Origin of the sequence: Flavobacterium sp. C3NV (genome assembly GCF_046825355.2) — a bacterium.
Taxonomy (GTDB): domain Bacteria; phylum Bacteroidota; class Bacteroidia; order Flavobacteriales; family Flavobacteriaceae; genus Flavobacterium.
Genome location: NZ_JBKQBJ020000021.1, coordinates 1 through 18,829 on the forward strand (window position 1 = coordinate 1; position 18,829 = coordinate 18,829).

The 18,829-nt window shown below is 32.9% G+C and carries 16 protein-coding genes; 7 read left to right on the forward strand and 9 right to left on the reverse strand.

All coding sequences use genetic code 11. The features are described from left to right. The first annotated feature begins 553 nt into the window (after positions 1–553). Positions 554–1,216 carry a ribulose-phosphate 3-epimerase gene (gene rpe / locus ACIDC4_RS22520; protein ID WP_065449235.1) on the forward strand — a complete coding sequence of 221 codons (663 nt, stop codon included), beginning with the start codon at positions 554–556 and terminating at the stop codon, positions 1,214–1,216. Positions 1,217–1,340: 124 nt separating this feature from the next. Here rpe and ACIDC4_RS22525 read toward each other — a convergent pair whose 3' ends face one another. Beyond that, the gene (locus tag ACIDC4_RS22525; RefSeq protein WP_412045315.1) at positions 1,341–2,180 is read right to left on the reverse strand and encodes a helix-turn-helix domain-containing protein; all 840 of its coding nucleotides are present in this window, start codon (positions 2,178–2,180) and stop codon (positions 1,341–1,343) included. An 84-nt stretch (positions 2,181–2,264) separates the two neighbouring features. Here ACIDC4_RS22525 and ACIDC4_RS22530 point away from each other — a divergent pair, with 84 nt between their 5' ends. After that, entirely contained in the window at positions 2,265–3,806 is a 1,542-nt protein-coding gene (locus ACIDC4_RS22530; protein WP_412045314.1) for an MFS transporter, read from the forward strand. Here the strand turns inward: ACIDC4_RS22530 and ACIDC4_RS22535 are convergent. Beyond that, positions 3,803–4,585 carry a DNA/RNA non-specific endonuclease gene (locus ACIDC4_RS22535; protein WP_412045313.1) on the reverse strand — a complete coding sequence of 261 codons (783 nt, stop codon included), beginning with the start codon at positions 4,583–4,585 and terminating at the stop codon, positions 3,803–3,805. The two genes, ACIDC4_RS22530 and ACIDC4_RS22535, sit on opposite strands and share 4 nt — an antisense overlap. 145 nt (positions 4,586–4,730) lie before the next feature. Continuing rightward, on the reverse strand, positions 4,731–6,920 hold the full coding sequence (locus tag ACIDC4_RS22540) for a carboxy terminal-processing peptidase (RefSeq protein ID WP_078006331.1): 2,190 nt from the start codon (positions 6,918–6,920) through the stop codon (positions 4,731–4,733). A 212-nt stretch (positions 6,921–7,132) separates the two neighbouring features. Between ACIDC4_RS22540 and surE the strand changes: the two genes are divergently transcribed. From surE to ACIDC4_RS22565, 5 genes are all read left to right on the forward strand, one after another. Next, positions 7,133–7,912 (forward strand): 5'/3'-nucleotidase SurE, encoded by a 780-nt coding sequence (gene surE, locus ACIDC4_RS22545; protein WP_412045312.1) that lies wholly within the window; start codon positions 7,133–7,135, stop codon positions 7,910–7,912. Further along, positions 7,905–8,177: a hypothetical protein gene (locus ACIDC4_RS22550; RefSeq protein WP_412045311.1), complete on the forward strand. Its 273-nt coding sequence runs from the start codon at positions 7,905–7,907 to the stop codon at positions 8,175–8,177. Before surE ends, ACIDC4_RS22550 begins: the two co-directional genes overlap by 8 nt. A 67-nt stretch (positions 8,178–8,244) precedes the next feature. Next, positions 8,245–9,357, forward strand: coding sequence for a lipid-A-disaccharide synthase (gene lpxB, locus ACIDC4_RS22555; protein WP_412045310.1), 1,113 nt, complete (start codon positions 8,245–8,247; stop codon positions 9,355–9,357). 15 nt (positions 9,358–9,372) lie between these two features. Next, complete coding sequence (locus ACIDC4_RS22560; RefSeq protein WP_412045309.1) at positions 9,373–9,870, forward strand: C40 family peptidase; 498 nt, start codon at positions 9,373–9,375, stop codon at positions 9,868–9,870. A gap of 56 nt (positions 9,871–9,926) precedes the next feature. Continuing rightward, entirely contained in the window at positions 9,927–11,954 is a 2,028-nt protein-coding gene (locus ACIDC4_RS22565) for a ComEC/Rec2 family competence protein (protein ID WP_412045308.1), read from the forward strand. Between the two features lie 12 nt (positions 11,955–11,966). Here the strand turns inward: ACIDC4_RS22565 and ACIDC4_RS22570 are convergent, their stop codons facing one another. The 6 genes from ACIDC4_RS22570 to ACIDC4_RS22595 form a co-directional block, all read right to left on the reverse strand. Continuing rightward, positions 11,967–12,335, reverse strand: a complete 369-nt coding sequence (locus ACIDC4_RS22570) for a thioredoxin family protein (RefSeq protein WP_412045307.1) — start codon at positions 12,333–12,335, stop codon at positions 11,967–11,969. A 354-nt stretch (positions 12,336–12,689) separates the two neighbouring features. Next, complete coding sequence (locus ACIDC4_RS22575) at positions 12,690–13,142, reverse strand: thioredoxin family protein (RefSeq protein ID WP_412045306.1); 453 nt, start codon at positions 13,140–13,142, stop codon at positions 12,690–12,692. A 224-nt stretch (positions 13,143–13,366) separates the two neighbouring features. After that, entirely contained in the window at positions 13,367–13,834 is a 468-nt protein-coding gene (locus ACIDC4_RS22580; protein WP_412045305.1) for a thioredoxin family protein, read from the reverse strand. 52 nt (positions 13,835–13,886) lie between these two features. Next, on the reverse strand, positions 13,887–15,371 hold the full coding sequence (locus ACIDC4_RS22585) for a peptide MFS transporter (protein WP_412045304.1): 1,485 nt from the start codon (positions 15,369–15,371) through the stop codon (positions 13,887–13,889). Between the two features lie 15 nt (positions 15,372–15,386). Further along, on the reverse strand, positions 15,387–17,045 hold the full coding sequence (locus ACIDC4_RS22590; RefSeq protein ID WP_412045316.1) for a peptide MFS transporter: 1,659 nt from the start codon (positions 17,043–17,045) through the stop codon (positions 15,387–15,389). A gap of 76 nt (positions 17,046–17,121) precedes the next feature. Continuing rightward, positions 17,122–18,798, reverse strand: a complete 1,677-nt coding sequence (locus ACIDC4_RS22595) for a peptide MFS transporter (RefSeq protein ID WP_412045303.1) — start codon at positions 18,796–18,798, stop codon at positions 17,122–17,124. Positions 18,799–18,829 lie beyond the last annotated feature (31 nt).

Here is an 18,829-nt window from a genome sequence, read left to right on the forward strand (position 1 = left end):
GTAATTTCTTTGCGAGAATATGTTTCTACGAACTATTTAGCCGCGAATGCACTCTCATCCCTTTTCACTTTAATAATGCAAATTTAAAAAAGTAAAAACTTCTAAATTAACTTTGCAAACATAGGAGTCCGCAAAGGTTTTTTATCTTTTGGATCTTGTAAAAAACATAAAGTTCGCAAAGCTTTGCGTTGATCAAACTTTGCGAACTTTGTAAATTCATCAAAACCTTCAGCATAAAACTTTGTAAACTTTGCGTAAATCTTTGCTGACTTTGCGGTTAAATTTCAATGTAAATCATAAAATTGGCCTTAATTCCAAATTCATTTAACCGCAAAGACCGCAAAGGTTTTTTATCTTTTGGATCTTGTAAAAACATAAAGTTTGCAAAGCTTTGTGTTGATCAAACTTTGCGAACTTTGTAAATTCATCAAAACCTTCAGCATAAAACTTTGTGAACTTTGCGTAAATCTTTGCGGACTTTGCGGTTAAATTTCAATGTAAATCATAAAAAATCTATCTTTGCAAAAAATAACACTACACACAACTACACAAAATGAAGAATACACTTATTGCTCCTTCTGTTCTAGCAGCTGATTTTGCCAATTTACAACGTGATATCGAAATGATCAATAACAGCCAGGCTGATTGGTTTCATATTGATATTATGGATGGTGTTTTTGTTCCGAATATTTCTTTTGGAATGCCAGTTTTAGAAGCAATTTCAAGACATGCTAAAAAAACAATCGATGTACATTTGATGATTGTTGATCCGGACAGATACATCAAGACTTTTGCAGATTTAGGTGCAAATATCCTGAGCGTACATTACGAAGCTTGCACACACCTTCACAGAACACTTCAGGCCATTAAAGCTGAAGGAATGAAAGCCGGAGTTGCGATTAATCCTCATACTAATATCGACTTATTAGAAGACGTTATAAACGATATCGACTTAGTTTGTATCATGAGTGTAAATCCAGGTTTTGGAGGACAATCGTTTATTGAAAATACTTATGCTAAAGTAAAAAAACTAAAAGATTTAATTACTCGTAAAAATGCTTCGACAATTATTGAAATTGACGGTGGTGTAACCAGTAAAAATGCAAAACAACTTGTAGAAGCAGGAGCTGATGTTTTGGTTGCCGGAAGCTTTGTTTTTAAAGCAGAAAATCCAACTCAGACTATTGCAGAACTAAAAGCTTTGACAACTTTCTAATTTTCAAAGACATAAATACCAAGCCGGAGAGAAATCTTCGGCTTTTTTATTGATTCAATTTTCAAAATTAAATTCGCTCTAACCTGTCAAATCTACGTAAAAAAAGACCTTTACAATCCTTTAATCAATTCTGAAAAACGTTGGCTTTTCTATATCCGGTCAAGCTAATATTTCTGTGCTTTTTGAAAAATTTATTGAGATGACTTTCGTCCGAAAAACCAAATTCTTCTACAATTTCATTAATTCTCATATCGCTAAAACGCAATCGATGTTCTATTAATCTTATTTTATAATTTGAAATAAAAGACTGAATCGTCTCTCCGGAATGATTTTTAAAATAACTACTCAGATAAGTATCCGATATATCAAATTCCTTTGCTACAGCCGAAGCTTTTAATTTTTGAGGACAAAAAATATGAGCCTGAATGTAATTGATGATTTCCAGAATTCTTTTATCAGCACTTTCTTTTACTCCTGTTGGTTTTATTTTAGCAATGTTTCTGGCAGCAATTACAATTAGAGCGTTTACATAATGCGTAATTAAATCTTCATCGTAAATATCTTTATTATCTATAGCATGAATCAAGGATTCTGAAATTGATTTTACCAGGAATTCATCTGCTTTTCGCTTTAAAATACAACCCGATAAATGTGTTGCATAATGCAATAAACATCCTATATGATCGATACTTTTTGATTTGTACTCTTTTACGTACTCGCTATTAATTTTAACCAACAAAAATTCTGTCGTGGTTATAATATTAAAATTATGATAATCATTGGGTGTCAGTAACATCAAATTTCCCGTTTGATAAGAAATACAATTGCCATTGATCTTAAGAAATCCATTTCCCGAAATAACATACACCATCTGAAAAAAACTGAATTGCGAATTTACAATTGGGCATTCATCTACTTTTTTATAAAGTACCTCTACCGACTGATGCATGTTTTCTTTTCTCATAACACAAAAGTACTTTTTTATCATTTAATTGTACCGAAAAAATAACAATACTCAGTTTAATTTTGCTAAAAATAAAATATTAAAATGAAGCAAAAATTTTACTCCAGCAAAAACAACATCGCTTTAATCGCTATTTGTCTGGCAACCTTAATGTTCTCTCTTGAAATTTCAAGTGTTCCTGTCATCCTTCCAACACTCGAAAATGTACTGAATGCTAATCTTAAAGACATGCAATGGATCATGAATATTTACACCATAGGATGCACCACTGTTTTAATGGCTGCCGGAACCTTGGCCGACCGATACGGCCGAAAACGTATTCTGATTATTACTTTAATTTTATTTGGTATTTCATCATTAGTCTGCGGTTTAGCTGAGAATGTAACCCTATTGGTAATAAGCCGTTTCTTTCAGGGAGTAAGTGGCGGTGCGATGTTAATTTGTCAGGTTGCTACTTTATCACATCAGTTTCAGGAAGGAAAAGAGCGCAGCAGGGCTTTTAGTATCTGGGGAATTATTCTTGGTGTCGGATTGGGTTTTGGCCCTATAATAGGCGGTTCGATTATAGCGATATTATCCTGGCAATGGGTATTTTTAATACATGTACCAATTGCTGTTCTTGCCGTAATTTTGGTTTACGGTTATGTAGACGAGTCTAAAGATCCTGAAGCTAAAAAAATAGACCTCTGGGGAATGATCACATTATCTGTAGCTGTTTTTGGATTAACATATTATATTACGCAAGGACCTGATCTTGGTTTTACTAGCTCTATAGCTTTGGGTATTTTAGCCATTACAATACTAAGTTTTGTGCTGTTTTTATGGGTCGAAAAAACCAATCCTTATCCCATGTTTGATTTTACGGTATTTAAAATTCGTAATTTTTCAGGTGCTATTTTAGGATCTATTGGTATGAATTTCAGCTTTTGGCCCTTCATCATTTATCTTCCTATTTATTTTCAAAGTTGTTTAGGATACGATGTCGTGACAGTGGGACTTTCTTTACTCGCTTATACTCTTCCCACTTTAATCATTCCGCCTTTTGCCGAATATCTTTCGGTTCGTTATCGCGCAGGAATTGTAATTCCGTTAGGTTTGTTTGTAATAGGATTAGGTTTTATTGTTATGAGATATGGCAGCATTGCAGAAAATGCCAGCTGGCTCACGATGCTTCCTGGTTCTTTACTGGCAGGAATTGGCTTAGGCTTAACGAATACTCCTGTTACGAATACAACTACAGGTTCGGTTCCTTCTAATCGTTCTGGAATGGCTTCAGGAATAGACATGAGTGCCCGATTGATTACTTTATCTATCAATATTGCTTTAATGGGATTTATTCTGGTAAAAGGAATTTTCTTCTATTTAAATAATGCCTTTTCAGGATCTATCGATACAAAAACATTACAATCTCTTTCAGAAAAAATTGCAGCAGGAAACTTTTCATCCCTTAATCAGGATTTTCCTCAGCTGGCAACATTAGATTCGTCTCAATCCATTTTACATACGGCACTCGCCCATGGTTTTGAAATGATATTACTTTATGGCGGAATTGGCGTCTGGATTTTAGCGATTATGAGTTTTATACTTTTCAATCCAGCAAAAGCACAAAGGAATTTATCGATTTAGAAATCCTTACTGCTTTTTAAGTTTTTTAGATTGGGAAAGAAATCAATTCCGGTCATTTTTTCTAAAGTTTCAATAGGAACCACAAAATCATACAATGATTGATCACTATCCTGATTCGGAACCAGAAAAGCGATTGCTTTATGTTCTTTCCCGGTTTTAGCCAAAATAATTTTATAAAAATATTTAGGAACAGCTACTTTTTCTGTTCCTATTTTTTTATCCGAATCTTTCAAAATCCCTCCTGTTACTACATAAATATCATTGTACTTATCCGCCCAATAACGCGTTTTTTGCTCTAGCCTGTTCCAGATTCCGCTATTAAAATCATGATCCTGAGGCGAAATATTCGAGGTATAAAAAGTATCATTATAAGCCTTTTGATCAAATTCCATATCTCCGGCAGGACAAAGATGTCCTTTATCATAACCTGATTTTTTATAATTTCTCCAATCTGCAGAACCCGTCGTTACACTTGGATCTTCAATAAAATAGGGACGTTTATAATTTCCGTTTTTCAAATATTCTTTCTTCAATTCATAAGCCACCCATTCTGCCTGCTCAAATTTTTCATTATAAGAAAGTGTGTAATATTGATGTTTTACAATTTGTTTGGTTGTCGAAGTGGGTAAATAGGCATAAGTATATAACGAATCTGTATTGCTTTGATTAGAGGCAAGAGAAGTTTGTGTTTCCTGACGTAATTCATTATCGTTGCTGATTTCTTTTTTACATGACAATAACACAAAGCCTATTAAAGCTAAAACAATATAATTCTTCATTCTTTTACTATTTATTTTTCTTCTAAAATTCAACTTTAGCAAAAAGCAAGTTCTTACAAAAATACAACCTAAAAGCGTACAAAAAAAACGCTCCAGAAAATTACATTTTCTGAAGCGTTTTCTAACAAATTAATTCTTTAAAGAATTAAGATTTTACTAATTTATCCTTTTTCATTTTAGGAGAAACAGATCCTTTTACTACACCGCCTTTATTAGATTGCAAATCATCCAAAACATTCAATGCTTCTTCAACATAAACGTCTTTAGATAATGCCTGATGCCATGCATCTCTTTTCTCTTTTAAGGTAGCGTCGCTTTTCATTTCAAGTTCTTCGTAAGGCAAAGATTTAAAAACCAGACTGTTTTTGTAATCAGAAATTGGTTTGTATTTTTTACCTTCATTTTCAACTTGTTCCTGAGTAGCTTTAAAACTATTAATATTTAAGCTATAGGTGTTTTCTTTATTTTTAACGTCAATCCATTTTGCATTGTCTTCAATCAATTTGAATTGTGCATTTTGAGCGATTCTATCTTTACTATTTGCAATTGCTTTAGTAAAATTCTCGTTCGATTTCCAGGTGCTATAATCTGCAGGATCTATTTTATCCCATGGCATAGCATTGTCGATATCGCGTTCTCCCATTTTTAAGTAAGCATAACGATCCGGCATCACCACATCACTATGAACACCTTCTAACTGAGTAGAACCTCCGTTGATTCTGTAGAACTTTTGTCCTGTAATTTTCAAAGCTCCTAAATCGCCATAATTTGCATTACGAACAAACTGATTTAAGTCTAAAACGTTTTGAACTGTTCCTTTACCGTAAGTTTGTTTACTACCAATGATAACACCACGTTTGTAATCCTGAATTGCAGCAGCCAAAATCTCTGATGCCGAAGCCGAGAAGCTGTTTACCATAATTACCAATGGTCCGTCCCACTCGATTTTTTTATCTTTATCGTATAAAACTTCTTTCTTTTTACCTGCAGATTTTACCTGAACAATTGGTCCTTCTTCGATAAATAAACCAGCAATGTCTACTACTGTAGATAAAGATCCACCACCATCATCACGAACGTCAAGTACGATACCATTGATATCTTCTTTTTTCAGTCTTTCTACTTCAAGCGCAATATCTTTTCCGGCATCACGACCGTCTTTGTTTTCAAAATCGATATAAAATTTAGGTAAATAAATTACTCCGTATTTCAATCCGTTTCTTTCTACAATACTAGATTTAGCGTATGTTTCTTCAATTTCAACGATATCTCTAACAATCGAAATTACTTTAATTGTTCCGTCTACTTTTTTAACCGTAAGTTTTACTTCCGTTCCTTTATGACCTTTAATTTTTTTCACAACATCATCTAAACGCATCCCCACAACATCTACAGGTTCTTCGTTTCCTTGTGCTACTTTCAAAATTAAATCTCCTGCTTCAAGTTGTTTTCCTTTCCAGGCTGGTCCACCAGAAATTAACTCATCAATTTGAGTAAAATCATTTTTCTTAGTTAATCTTGCTCCAATACCTTCCAGTTTTCCACTGATGTTTACATCAAAACGATCTTTTTCTTCCGGGGCAAAATAACTTGTGTGCGGGTCAAAACGAGTCATGATTGAGTTTACATATACAGAAAACCAATCTTCTTTATTTAGATCTTTAATCAAGCTAAAGTTATCATCCAGCGATTTTAGAGAACTATCGCGTGTTTCTTTTTCTAATGTTTCAAAAGATTTTACTTTATAGTTAGGATCTGCTTTCTTTTTATCTTCTTCTAACTTTTGCTTTGTTACAAGCGAAGAAAGAGTCGATAATTTGATTTGTTTTCTCCATCTTTCGTTGATTTCTGTTGCATTTTTTGCATAAGGCAACTTATCATAATCAGCATTGAAAGTTTCATCAACATCATAGTTGAATGGCTGCGCTAAAATAGTCTTATAACGTTTTTTGCTTTCTTCCATACGTTTCATCAATCTTGTATAAGTAAGATTGAAAAACGTTAAATCCTTATTCAAAAACTGATCATCCAATTGCAGCTCATATTGTTTGAATTCATCAATATCAGACTGCAAAAAGAATCTTTTTGAAGGATCTAATGCATCAACATAATCTTTAAAAATTCCTTTAGAAAACTCGTCATTTATTTCTGCAGGACTATAATGTCCTTTTTCAATAACAAATGCCAATAATTCTAAAAGTGTTTTATCTCTGTTCGGGTCCGGATCTACTGACTTATCTGCATTAATTTTAAAAGCAAATAAGGTTAAAGACAAGCATAATACGGCTATAAGTATTTTATAATTTCTTTTCATAAACTTAATAATAGCATTCATCAAATTTTTTAATCTAAGTTAACGGTAAAAATTGTGCCAACATGCCAAGTTCGCTATAATTTTTTGTTAAAGATATAAAAATGTTTGAACCTCAAAAGTCTTCTTGAATTAAGTTTATAATTTTTGCTTATTTGTTAGTATTCTACCAAAATCAGTTACTACATTTGCTTTTACAAGCTTTAATTTTGATAAATTGAGATAAAAACCACAGCATGGAAAATGAAAAACCTTTAATATTAGTCACCAATGATGACGGAATTCTTGCGCCGGGAATTAGGGCTTTAATCAGCGTTATGGAAACTATTGGAGAAGTTATCGTAGTAGCCCCAGATAAGCCTCAAAGTGCAATGGGTCACGCCATTACCATAAACAATACTTTATTTCTGGACAAAATTTCGAAAGAAGAAGATCCAATAACAGAATATAGCTGCTCCGGAACTCCGGTTGATTGTGTAAAACTGGCGGTAAATGAAATTTTAAAAAGAAAACCTGATTTATGCGTTTCGGGAATTAATCACGGAACAAACTCTTCTATAAATGTCATTTATTCCGGTACCATGAGCGCTGCTGTCGAAGCGGGTATAGAAGGAATTCAGGCTATTGGCTTCTCTTTATTAGATTTTGACTGGAACGCTGATTTTGAACAAATAAAATCATTCGTAAAAAAAATAACTTTAGAAACGCTCAAAAATAAATTACCTCCCGGTGTCGTTTTAAACGTTAATTTTCCAAAACTAAAAGAAAACGAGATTAAAGGAATAAAAATTTGTCGTCAGGCAAAAGCCTATTACGCACAGAAATTTGACAAACGACAAACTCCTTTTGGAAAAGATTATTACTGGCTTACCGGAAAATTCACTAACGAAGACCAGGGCGAAGATACAGATGAATGGGCTTTAGAAAACGGCTACATATCTGTAGTTCCTGTTCAGTTTGATTTAACGGCTCACCATTCTATGCAACAACTTAATACCTGGAATCTAAATGAATAAAAAAGACTTACTTATTGGTTTTATAATCGGAATCTTTACGGCGCTACTTGGGAGTTATTTGTTTGTGACTTTTTTCACAAAATTCGATTTTGCAACGGGAATTCATACCATAAAAAGAGAAGGTTATCTGGGAAAAGTAATTACCATAGGTACCGTTTTAGATCTTGCCGTTTTTTGGATTCTGTTACAAAGAAACGAAGAACTAAAAGCAAGAGGAGTTGTTCTGGCCGTTATTGTTTTGGCCATTTCTACTTTATTTATTTAAATCTTATCTTTGCTTTGCAAAAAAAATGTTGTGTTTAAAAATTGAAACACACTTCAATACCATTAATATGAAATACTACATAATCGCAGGTGAAGCCTCTGGAGATCTACACGGTTCAAATTTAATGAAAGCTTTATACGAGGAAGATCCTCAGGCCGATATTCGATTTTGGGGAGGTGACTTAATGCAAAAAGCAGGCGGAACTTTAGTAAAACACTATCGTGAATTGGCTTTTATGGGTTTTGTTGAAGTAATTTTTAATCTAAAAACGATTTTAAACAATATCAAAATTTGCAAAAAAGACATCTTAGAGTTCCAGCCTGATGTTTTAATTTTTATTGATTATCCCGGGTTTAATATGCGAATTGCAAAATGGGCAAAAGCATTAAATTATAAAACTCATTATTATATTTCACCTCAAATTTGGGCCTGGAAAGAAAACCGTATCAAAGCGATCAAAGAAGATGTCGATAAGATGTTCGTGATTTTACCTTTCGAAAAAAGCTTTTACGAAGACAAACATCATTTTCCGGTAGATTTTGTCGGGCATCCTTTAATTGATGCTATTCAGAATCAGCCTGCGTTTGATGAAGCAACTTTTAGAGCACAACATCAATTGGGCGAAAAACCTATTATTGCCGTTTTACCCGGAAGCCGCAAACAGGAAATTACCAAAATGCTGAGTGTTATGCTAAGCGTTGTAGATGATTTTCAGGATTATGAATTTGTAATTGCCGGTGCGCCAAGTCAGGATTATGAATTTTACCAGCAATTTATAAAAAACAAAAACATTGCATTTGTTTCGAATAAAACTTATGATTTGCTTCGTTCTTCGACTGCAGCATTAGTAACTTCAGGAACGGCAACTCTGGAAACGGCTCTTTTTAAAGTTCCGGAAGTGGTTTGTTATAAAGGAAGTGCCATATCTTATCAAATTGCGAAACGTATTATTACTTTAAAATACATTTCGCTGGTTAATTTAATTATGGATCAGGAAGTTGTAACCGAATTGATTCAGAGTGATTGCAATACAAAACGTATTAAAGAAGAATTACAAAAATTATTAGAACCAACTTATCGCGAAAAATTACTTCAGAATTATGATATTCTGGAGCAAAAATTGGGAGGCGTTGGCGCAAGTAAAAAAACAGCAAAACTTATTGTAGCTGATTTAAAATAATTAAAGATTTTTGGTTTGAAAAAAATACTTCTCATACTTCTTTTAGCCGTTTTTTTTACTTCTTGTAAATCGACATCAACTGCTGTGAGCAAAAAGGAATCGAAGACAGAAAACAAAAAAGAAAACAGATATGTAGTTAATAATCTGATCAAAAAAGCGACAGACAATATTGGTGTAAAATACAAAGCCGGCGGCACTACCAGAAGTGGTTTTGACTGTTCAGGCTTGGTGTATACTACATTTGAGTCGGAGAATATTAAATTGCCAAGGCCTTCTTATGAGCAGGCAAAAATTGGAAAAATAATTAAAGTTAATGATGCTCAAAAAGGCGATTTAATCTTTTTTAAAACCAATAGAAGCAAACAAATTAATCATGTTGGCCTTATTACCGAAGTGAATTCAAATGAAATTAAATTTGTTCACTCTTCAACTTCAAAAGGGGTTATAATTTCTTCTACCAAAGAGGCTTACTATCAAAATTCATTTGTACAAGTCAACAGAGTTCTGGAGTAAATTCAATTAAACGAAATATATCTTTTTTCTTACAAAATATTTAATACTTTTAAACCATGAAAGTATTAGATTTCCCATTAACCAAAATTACAATTTGGTTTCTTTTTGGTATTTTGTTTTGTTATTATTGTCAGCCATCATTAGGCATCGTTATTTCAGCATTTATAGCTGCAATAATTGTGTTTACAATCTCGTATTTTCTTATCAAAAGAAATAAAAGATTCATTCCTTTTTTTGGAATCAATACTTATTTTATTTCGTTTGTTATTGGAATTTTAACCTTGCTGCTTCATACTAATTCCCTTCAAAAATCTAATTATATTCATTGCAAGAAAGCATTTGAAACTCCGCAAATTATAACCTTCACTTTACGGGAAAAACTAAAAAGTAACACTTACAATGATAGGTTTAATGCGATAATAAACACTATTAACGGCAAAAATTATTCCGGCAAAATCATTGTCAACATTCAAAAAGACAGCCTTAAAAATCCGATTATTGGAAATGTAATCAAAGTAAAAACAGTTTTACAACAAAATAGTATAAACAAAAATCCCAACCAATTTGACTACGGTAAATATTTGGCAGATAAGCAAATTTACGCGCAGGTCTATACTAACAAAACAGAAATCACTATTAATAAAAACCTTAAAAAAGACATTTGGTATTATTCCGGACGCTTGCATTCGCGTATTGTTCGTAATCTTGAAAAAGCCAATTTTAATAAGGAAGAAATGAATGTTGCTCTTGCACTTATTTTAGGGCAACAGCAAGAAATTTCATCAGATATTATTCAGGATTATCAATATTCCGGAGCTACGCATATATTATCAGTTTCAGGATTACATGTTGGTTTTATAATGCTTTTTATCAATTTTATTCTAAAACCAATTCCAAATACACGCAAAGGTTCTCTCACAAAATTAATTTCAATTTTAATATCCTTAGGCGCTTTTGCTATAATTTCAGGTTTATCACCATCTGTTTTAAGATCTGTTGTCATGTTTTCCTTTTTAGCCATCGGAAATCATTTACGCCGAAGCGGAAGTATTTATCACACTTTGCTGGTTTCTATGTTACTGATATTACTTTTCGAACCTTATTTTTTATTCGATGTTGGTTTTCAATTAAGCTATCTTGCATTATTTTTTATTGTTTGGCTACAACCTTTATTAAAACAAATCTGGACACCAAAACATAAAATTCAAATAACGATCTGGAATGCCTTAACGGTTTCATTTGCCGCACAAATTGGCACTCTGCCCTTGTGTTTGTATTATTTTCATCAATTTCCGGGATTATTTTTCGTGACCAATATCGTTATTATTCCTATTTTATCTTTTATCATGATCGCAGGAATTATTGTAATGATTCTGGCAATTTTTACCTCTCCTCCTTTGTTCGTTATTGAGATTTTCGAAAAAAGCATTTACCTCTTAAACAAAACGATTCATATTGTTGCTTCGTTTGAGTGGTTCGTAATACGCGATATAAGTTTCAACTCTTATTATCTTCTCACTTTTTATCTGTTTATCATTTCGGCGGTTATCTGGAGTAAAAAACCGAATTACAATAAACTCTTCTTTCTATTAGTCAGCGTAATTTTATTACAGGTTTCTGTACTCTACACAAAAAGAGAAATCGAAAGTAATCAGGAAATGATTGTTTATAATACACGAAAAAACACGCTCATTTCTCAGCGAACAGGAAAAGACATCACACTTTTTACGAATGATACTCTGGCCAAAAATGACGTTTTTAACTCGTACTTGGTTGGCAATTTTAGCCGGTTACAATCCAGTAAGAAAATAAAAAACACTTTATTTTTTAACGAAAAAAGAATACTAATTATAGATAGTTCCGGAATTTATCCAGCCAAAATCCAACCTGATATTTTGATTCTTACACAGTCGCCTAAAATAAACCTGGATCGCATATTACGAGAATTACATCCGGGAATCATAATTGCCGATGCATCAAATTCTTATACCATACAGAAAATTTGGAAAACTACTTGCCTCAAAAACAATATCCCTTTTCATGCCACAAACGAAAATGGATTTTATAAATTGAACTTAAAATAAAAGCAATCTCATTTAATCTCCGTTTAATATCGACTTAGCATCAGAGATCCATCTTTTTGCGCCACCAACATTATAATCGAGTAAACCCAATTTGTTAATCATGGGCTTATTCTTTCTGATAGATGCGGTAGCAAGACAAACTTTGGGTAATTCCTCAATTCCCAAGGCTTCCTTCAGCTTAACATTTTGCTCTCTCTCTTCTGCAGATAAGGACGTATCAGATAAATCAAGTTTTAGCAAAATAATATTTTTAGTCGACCAATCTAAAAAATCACGTGTTGCAAAAACTTCGTTCTGAATACTCTGCGAAATTCCTGATGATGTAAAGAAAATTAAAAGCGGCTTTCTTTGTTCATCACACATTTTAAGGGCGTCAATCATGTTTGTTTTCCAAACTAAATTTTGTGAGTGCAAGAAAGAGGAACCCAAAATAAATAAAAAAATAAGTAGTTTTTGCTTCATATCTAATTCAAGTTTAAATTACATTTATTTGACTAATTTAACATAAACGATATAAAAAACACAGCAAACAAACACTTAATTAAGCAAACACTATAAGAAATACGCAATAACCAATAAACAATTATTTTTTTGATGGTTTACTAAAAAGAAGTGCCCTTAATTAATAAACAACTGGTTAACAGCATAAACAGGATGTAAAAAAATATCCCTTTTCGCTTAAAAAACGAAAAGGGAATCTACAAATTAAACTAAGAAACTTAATTTAAATTTAATTTATTCACTAGGGTGCAAAATAGCATTTGATTCTGCTATCCATGCTTTTGCACCACCTGGTTTGTAGGCAATTTTTCCTAAAGCACTAAATGTTGTTTTATTTTTTCGAATCGAAGCACTTGCAAAGCATACTTCCGGCAATTCCTGCACTCCAAATGCATTTTTTAATTTGATGTTCTGTTCTTTATCACTTTGCTCTGCATTGACATCTGATAAATCCAGTTTTACAAGAACCACATTGTCACGCGACCAAACTGCAAAATCCGGAGTTTTAAAAATTTCATTCTGAAGATTTTCCGGTACACCTGAGGCAGTGAATAAAATTAACATTGGTCTTCTTAGTTCATTACTTATTGCAATCGCATCAGTCATGTTTGTTCTCCAAACTAAATTTTGTGCTTGCAGAAAAAATGAACCTAAAAAAAATAGTAGGATAAGTAATTTTTTAGTCATAATCTAATTGGTTTTGGTTAGTATAGCATGACGAAATTAACATATTATTTTAATTTTCCAATTTTTATTAATACAAAAAATACATTATATGTTTTTTTTAATATAATAAAATATCAAAGTCTTAAAAGCACCAAAACAAATGAATAACTTTTCTTACTAAACAAAAAAAACTCCTTACGCAAACGTAAGGAGTTTCTATACCTATTATAGAGTATGTATTTTTTTTAAGATTTTTTTGGATGAACAATTCCTTCAGCAACTGTTAACCAGGCAGATGGACCTCCGGCAACATATCCGGTTTGTCCCAATCCTTTAAAATTTACTTTACCATCTTTTGCTTCAGCACTTGTAAAATAAATGGTAGGAAATCCCTGGATTCCAAAAGCTTGTTGTAACTCATTATTCTGATTTTTAATCTCAGGAGTTTGAGGTGTTCTTCTCGGGTAATCTAATTCAACTAAAATAACATTATCCTTAGCCCATTTTGTAAATTCAGCGGTTTTTAAAACTTCATTTTGTAAACGAATACACCAACCACACCAATCACTTCCGGTAAAAAACATCAACATTGGTTTTTGTTCTTTATTACTTACAGTAATTGCCTCTCTTACATCAGTATACCATTTTAGTTCTTGCGCCTGCACTGCAAATGCCCCAACTAAAAACAGAGTTATTAAAAATATTTTTTTCATGGCTATTTTATTTTTTGACAAATTTAAACAAAAAAAGAATTCGTATATACGTCTACTTTACTTCTTGCATTAATTTCCTGATAATTGGCGAAATTGCTAATAAAATTACTCCCGCAACAAGCGAATAAATAGCCAGTTGATAATATCCTTCTGTATACGATTGCAGTTTAGAAACTAAAGTATCTCCGGTATTTGATCTGGAAATCTCCGCTCCCAGTTTACCAGCAGCCAATTGCCCAAAAGCACTTGCAAGGAACCATAATCCCATCATCATACCAAACAGTCTTTTTGGAGACAATTTTGTAATAATAGACATCCCGATTGGCCCTAAACAAAGCTCACCAATAGTGGTTATTAAATAAGCAAAAGTAAATACATTCAATGAAGCAATTCCCTGAGAATTTGCAAAGAATTTCGTTAGATAGAAGATATAGAACGAAGCGGCAAGGAATAAAAATCCAATTCCGAATTTAATCAAGGTATTTGGTTCAATTTTTCGTTTTCCAAGCCATATCCATAATAAACCAATAAGCGGACTTAAAACCACTACAAAAAAAGTATTCGAGCTATTATTAACAACATTAGGATCAATAGTAAAAAATAACAACTGATCATTTAGATTATCTTTTGCAAACAACGATAATGATCCTCCACTTTGCTCGTAAATAGAATTAAACAAGAAATAGAAAAACACAAACAGAAAAGCTGCAAAAAGCTTCTTTTGTAATTTAGCATCTGCTAATTTAAACAATTCATACGCAAAATATAAAACGGCAATTGTACCAATCGTATACATGAAATAATCTGTATATTTAGTATTCTTTACCATTATAAAAATAAAAGGCAAACTCAAAATAGACAAGGCATATACTGCTATTTCACGAATTCTTCTTTTATTTTTTTCTAAGTGTAATAATGGCGAATCTCCAATTGGTCCTAAATGTTTTTTAGTAAATAAAAATGTAACCAATCCTAAAAACATCACAATTGCTGCTGATAAAAAGCACAATTGCCACGAATAAAACTTCCCTAAATAAACACATAAGGCGCCACCAAAAAGTCCTCCAACATTTATTCCGGCATAGAACATTCCGTAACCGGCATCTCTACGTCCGTCATTTTCGTGATACAATTCACCTACCATCGACGAAACATTTGGCTTAAAAAAACCAGTCCCGATAATCGAAAAAGCAATTCCGTAATAAAAGAAATCATGAGGGGCAATGGCAATCAAAAGATTACCCAGAATCATAACGATTCCCCCGAAAAATAATGATTTCTTAAATCCTAAAACTTTATCGGCAAAAATACCTCCAATAAAAGTAAAGGCATATACAAAAGCCTGAATCGCCCCATATTGTTCGCTAGCATGATCTTCTTTCAAAAAAAGCTGATCTACCATAAAAATAACCAAAACACCACGCATTCCATAAAAACAAAAACGCTCCCACATTTCAACAAAAAACAAATACCACAATTGCTTTGGGTAATTGCCTTTAAAATTTTGAATTTCCTCTAAAGTGATCTTCTGCTCCATTTATTTATAAATAATTTAATTGATTCCTCGTTCTTTCATCACCTTGTTAAGCTGCTTTACCAAAACGAACATTAGTACAGTTGCAAACATTAACAATGCAAAATTAACCCAAAAAAAGTTAGCTTTATTGTCGTACGTATCCCACATACTAGCCAAAACTCCGCTCAGCTTATTTCCTATAGAAGTAGATAAAAACCAACCTCCCATCATTAACGAAGTAATATTTACAGGACTTAATTTAGATACTACTGATAATCCCATCGGACTTAAAAACAATTCTCCAATTGTTATGATTCCGTAATTTGCTACCAGCCACCAGGCACTCACTTTTTCTGCTCCGTCATGACCAATTTGTACCGCAGCTACCATAACTAAAACAGACAGCGCCGAAATTAGCAAACCAAAAGCAATTTTTGTAGGTGTTGAAGGTTCTTTTTTTCTGGATCGTAAAAAAGAGAAAAATGCAACAATCAAAGGTGTCAGTATAATTACCCAGGCAGGATTTATAGACTGACTTAAATTGGTTGCCCAAAGATGCACTTTCGCACCTTCTGCAGGTAATTTTTCAGGAGCAACATTCCTAAAATATAGTGGGTAATTTACTTCTGTTTCTACAACTCCATTTACTTTTTGCAAACGAAATTGCTCGTCATAAACCTCAGTCGAAACTTTTTTATATTCTACTTCTTTAGCTAATTTTAGTTTACCAACAAACTGACCGGCGGTTCCGGTTACTTGTCTGTCCGTATAACGATCAGCCCAGGTAGTAAGCGCCGAACCATTCAGTTTAAAAACGGCCCAAAATAAAATTACAACGCCAAAAATAGCCAACAAAGCACCAATTGGTCGCTTATCTTCTACTTTAGCTTTAAAATAAAGAGATCCGTAAAAGAAAACTATCGGAATACAGGCAAAAATAAAAGCATCTGTACTATCTGAACCAAAGATATAACTGTCTAAATTAGTTTCCGAAGCAACACCTTTTATCAACCAGCCAATCGCTCCAAAAACAAAAGAAGGCAACAAGATAAACAAGACAATTTTATAAAACGGCATATCGCCTTCCTGAACCCCTTTTTTCTGATCGTATCCTACATAGTGTTTCGTACCTAATAAAAACACAATAACACCTATAAACATCCCGACACCAGCAGCCATAAAAGCCCAATGCCATCCTAAAAGAATCTGCAATGCGGCACCAAAGAAATTGCAAATAAAAGCCCCAACATTTATTCCCATATAGAAAATATTATAACCTTCATCCTTTTTATCTTTATACTCTTCTTTAGAATAAAAACTTCCTAATAATGTAGAAATATTGGGCTTAAAGAAACCATTGCCTACAATCACCAGAGTCATGGCAATATAAAGTACGGTAATATCGTGCACTCCCATAAGGAAGTAACCAATACCCATCAAAATTCCGCCAAAAACAATAGATTTTTTGTAGCCTAAATATCTGTCAGCAACAAGACCTCCAATAAAAGGAGTTAAAAAAACCAATGCAATAAAAGTTCCGTACAAGTCAGAAGCTTCTTTTTCTGTCATTGCAAAACCATCCTTTACATCTTTTAGATATAAAGTAAAAATCCCGATCATTAAATAATAACCAAAACGCTCCCACATTTCAGATAAAAATAAATAAGGAAGTGCTTTTGGGTGTTTTTTCCACATAACTGTAATCTCTTTAAAATTAAAATTACCTACAAGCCTAAACCTGTAGGTAATTTTCATATATCATTAGTACTATTTATCGAACACCGTGCATCATCTTTTTCAAGAATGGAGTCAAAGCAAATAATATAATTGCTGCGATACCGGTTAAAACAACAAATACCATAAAGAATTCATATAAGTTGTGAATTTCGAATCCTGCAAAAAAGTGATTGTGTGCACTAATCTGATGCTGATCTAATAGAGCAATTTGCTCTTGAGTTGGCGTGATTTTATTGTCTAAAACTGCCTGAAGATCGATTCCCAATTCTTTTGCTTTTGCAAATTTATCACCAGTTGCCGGTAAGATAGAACCTAAAGTTCCTCCTAAAGCATAACCTGATGCATTCGACAAGAAGAAAACCCCATATAATAAAGAAGAAAAACGTTTTGGAGATAATTTACCTACCAATGATAAACCAATTGGAGACAAACACAACTCAGCACATGTATTTAAGAAATACAATAAGATAAGCCATTTTACCAATAATAATCCCGAAGTTCCGATATACGAAACCTGAGTAGCGATCATAAAGAAACTAATAGAAATTACGACTAAACCTACAGCTAGTTTTACCGGAGAAATTGGCTCTTTGTCTTTAGCTCTCAAAGTATCCCAAAGTATACTAAAAGGTACTGCTAAAATCACTACGAATAATCCGTTGAAAATCTGAACCATTGAAGGTGGCATTAACCAGCCAAAGAAATTTCTATCGGTTTGGTTATCTGCAATAAAAGTTAAAGACGAACCTGCTTGTTCAAAAGCCGCCCAGAAGAAAATAATAAAGAACGAAACGATATAAATTACAATAATTCTGTCTCTTTCTATTTTAGTCAAAGAAGTATCTGAAATAATTAATCCGGCCAATGATAAACCACTTGAGTAAATCAGTGTATAAATTAAGTTTTGCTCTACTACATAGTGAAAAAAGAATCCTAAAGCCACAAATGCAATTCCAGCAATAGCCAAAGCTTTGTTAGAAAAATTAGCTTTTTGCGCTTCTCCTTCTTCAAAATCAGAAGCATCGTTTTTAGAAGGCAAACCTCCTAATGGTTTTCCTTCAGGAGAAACCACATATTTATTTTTCAAAAAGTAAAAAAGTAACGTACCTAATAACATTGCAATAGAAGCCGCCATGAATCCCCATCTAAAAGCATGGATATCTCTAATTCCGCCACTATCTTTTACATCTCCTAATAAAGGGCAAATAGACTGACCTAAAAAAGCTCCGATGTTAATACCCATATAGAAAATAGTAAAAGCACTATCTAATTTTGTTTTTTCCTGTTTAGGATACAAACTTCCCACCATACTTGAAATGTTTGGTTTGAAAAATCCGTTACCAAAAACAATAACTCCTAATGCAGAATACATGATAACTTTAGCCAAAGGTAAATTTGCTTCAAAAACACTACCACTGGTAAACAATAACATTTGTCCAATTGCCATTAGCAATCCGCCTAATAAAATACAGTTTCTGTTACCTAAAAAACGATCGGCTACAAAACCTCCCAACATTGGCGTTAAATAACAAAGTCCAAGGAAACCTCCATAAATCAAAGACGCTTCTTCTTCCTTCATCAATAATGAATTCACAAGAAATAAAGTTAATAAAGCTCGCATTCCATAAAAGTTGAATCGCTCCCACATCTCCGTTCCAAACAATACCCAAAGTCCTTTTGGATGCGCAGTTTTTACTTGAGTTTCTCCCATATTATTTATTATTTGATTAAGGTTTAAAGTT

Coding starts and splice junctions, on each gene's coding strand:
- ACIDC4_RS22550 (WP_412045311.1), top strand. CDS start 7,905: ATGAATAAAAAAGACTTACTTATTGGTTTTATAATCGGAATCTTTACG.
- ACIDC4_RS22580 (WP_412045305.1), bottom strand. CDS start 13,834: ATGAAAAAAATATTTTTAATAACTCTGTTTTTAGTTGGGGCATTTGCA.
- ACIDC4_RS22570 (WP_412045307.1), bottom strand. CDS start 12,335: ATGATTGACGCCCTTAAAATGTGTGATGAACAAAGAAAGCCGCTTTTA.
- ACIDC4_RS22535 (WP_412045313.1), bottom strand. CDS start 4,585: ATGAAGAATTATATTGTTTTAGCTTTAATAGGCTTTGTGTTATTGTCA.
- surE (WP_412045312.1), top strand. CDS start 7,133: ATGGAAAATGAAAAACCTTTAATATTAGTCACCAATGATGACGGAATT.
- rpe (WP_065449235.1), top strand. CDS start 554: ATGAAGAATACACTTATTGCTCCTTCTGTTCTAGCAGCTGATTTTGCC.
- lpxB (WP_412045310.1), top strand. CDS start 8,245: ATGAAATACTACATAATCGCAGGTGAAGCCTCTGGAGATCTACACGGT.
- ACIDC4_RS22525 (WP_412045315.1), bottom strand. CDS start 2,180: ATGAGAAAAGAAAACATGCATCAGTCGGTAGAGGTACTTTATAAAAAA.
- ACIDC4_RS22575 (WP_412045306.1), bottom strand. CDS start 13,142: ATGACTAAAAAATTACTTATCCTACTATTTTTTTTAGGTTCATTTTTT.
- ACIDC4_RS22565 (WP_412045308.1), top strand. CDS start 9,927: ATGAAAGTATTAGATTTCCCATTAACCAAAATTACAATTTGGTTTCTT.
- ACIDC4_RS22590 (WP_412045316.1), bottom strand. CDS start 17,045: ATGTGGAAAAAACACCCAAAAGCACTTCCTTATTTATTTTTATCTGAA.
- ACIDC4_RS22595 (WP_412045303.1), bottom strand. CDS start 18,798: ATGGGAGAAACTCAAGTAAAAACTGCGCATCCAAAAGGACTTTGGGTA.
- ACIDC4_RS22585 (WP_412045304.1), bottom strand. CDS start 15,371: ATGGAGCAGAAGATCACTTTAGAGGAAATTCAAAATTTTAAAGGCAAT.
- ACIDC4_RS22540 (WP_078006331.1), bottom strand. CDS start 6,920: ATGAATGCTATTATTAAGTTTATGAAAAGAAATTATAAAATACTTATA.
- ACIDC4_RS22530 (WP_412045314.1), top strand. CDS start 2,265: ATGAAGCAAAAATTTTACTCCAGCAAAAACAACATCGCTTTAATCGCT.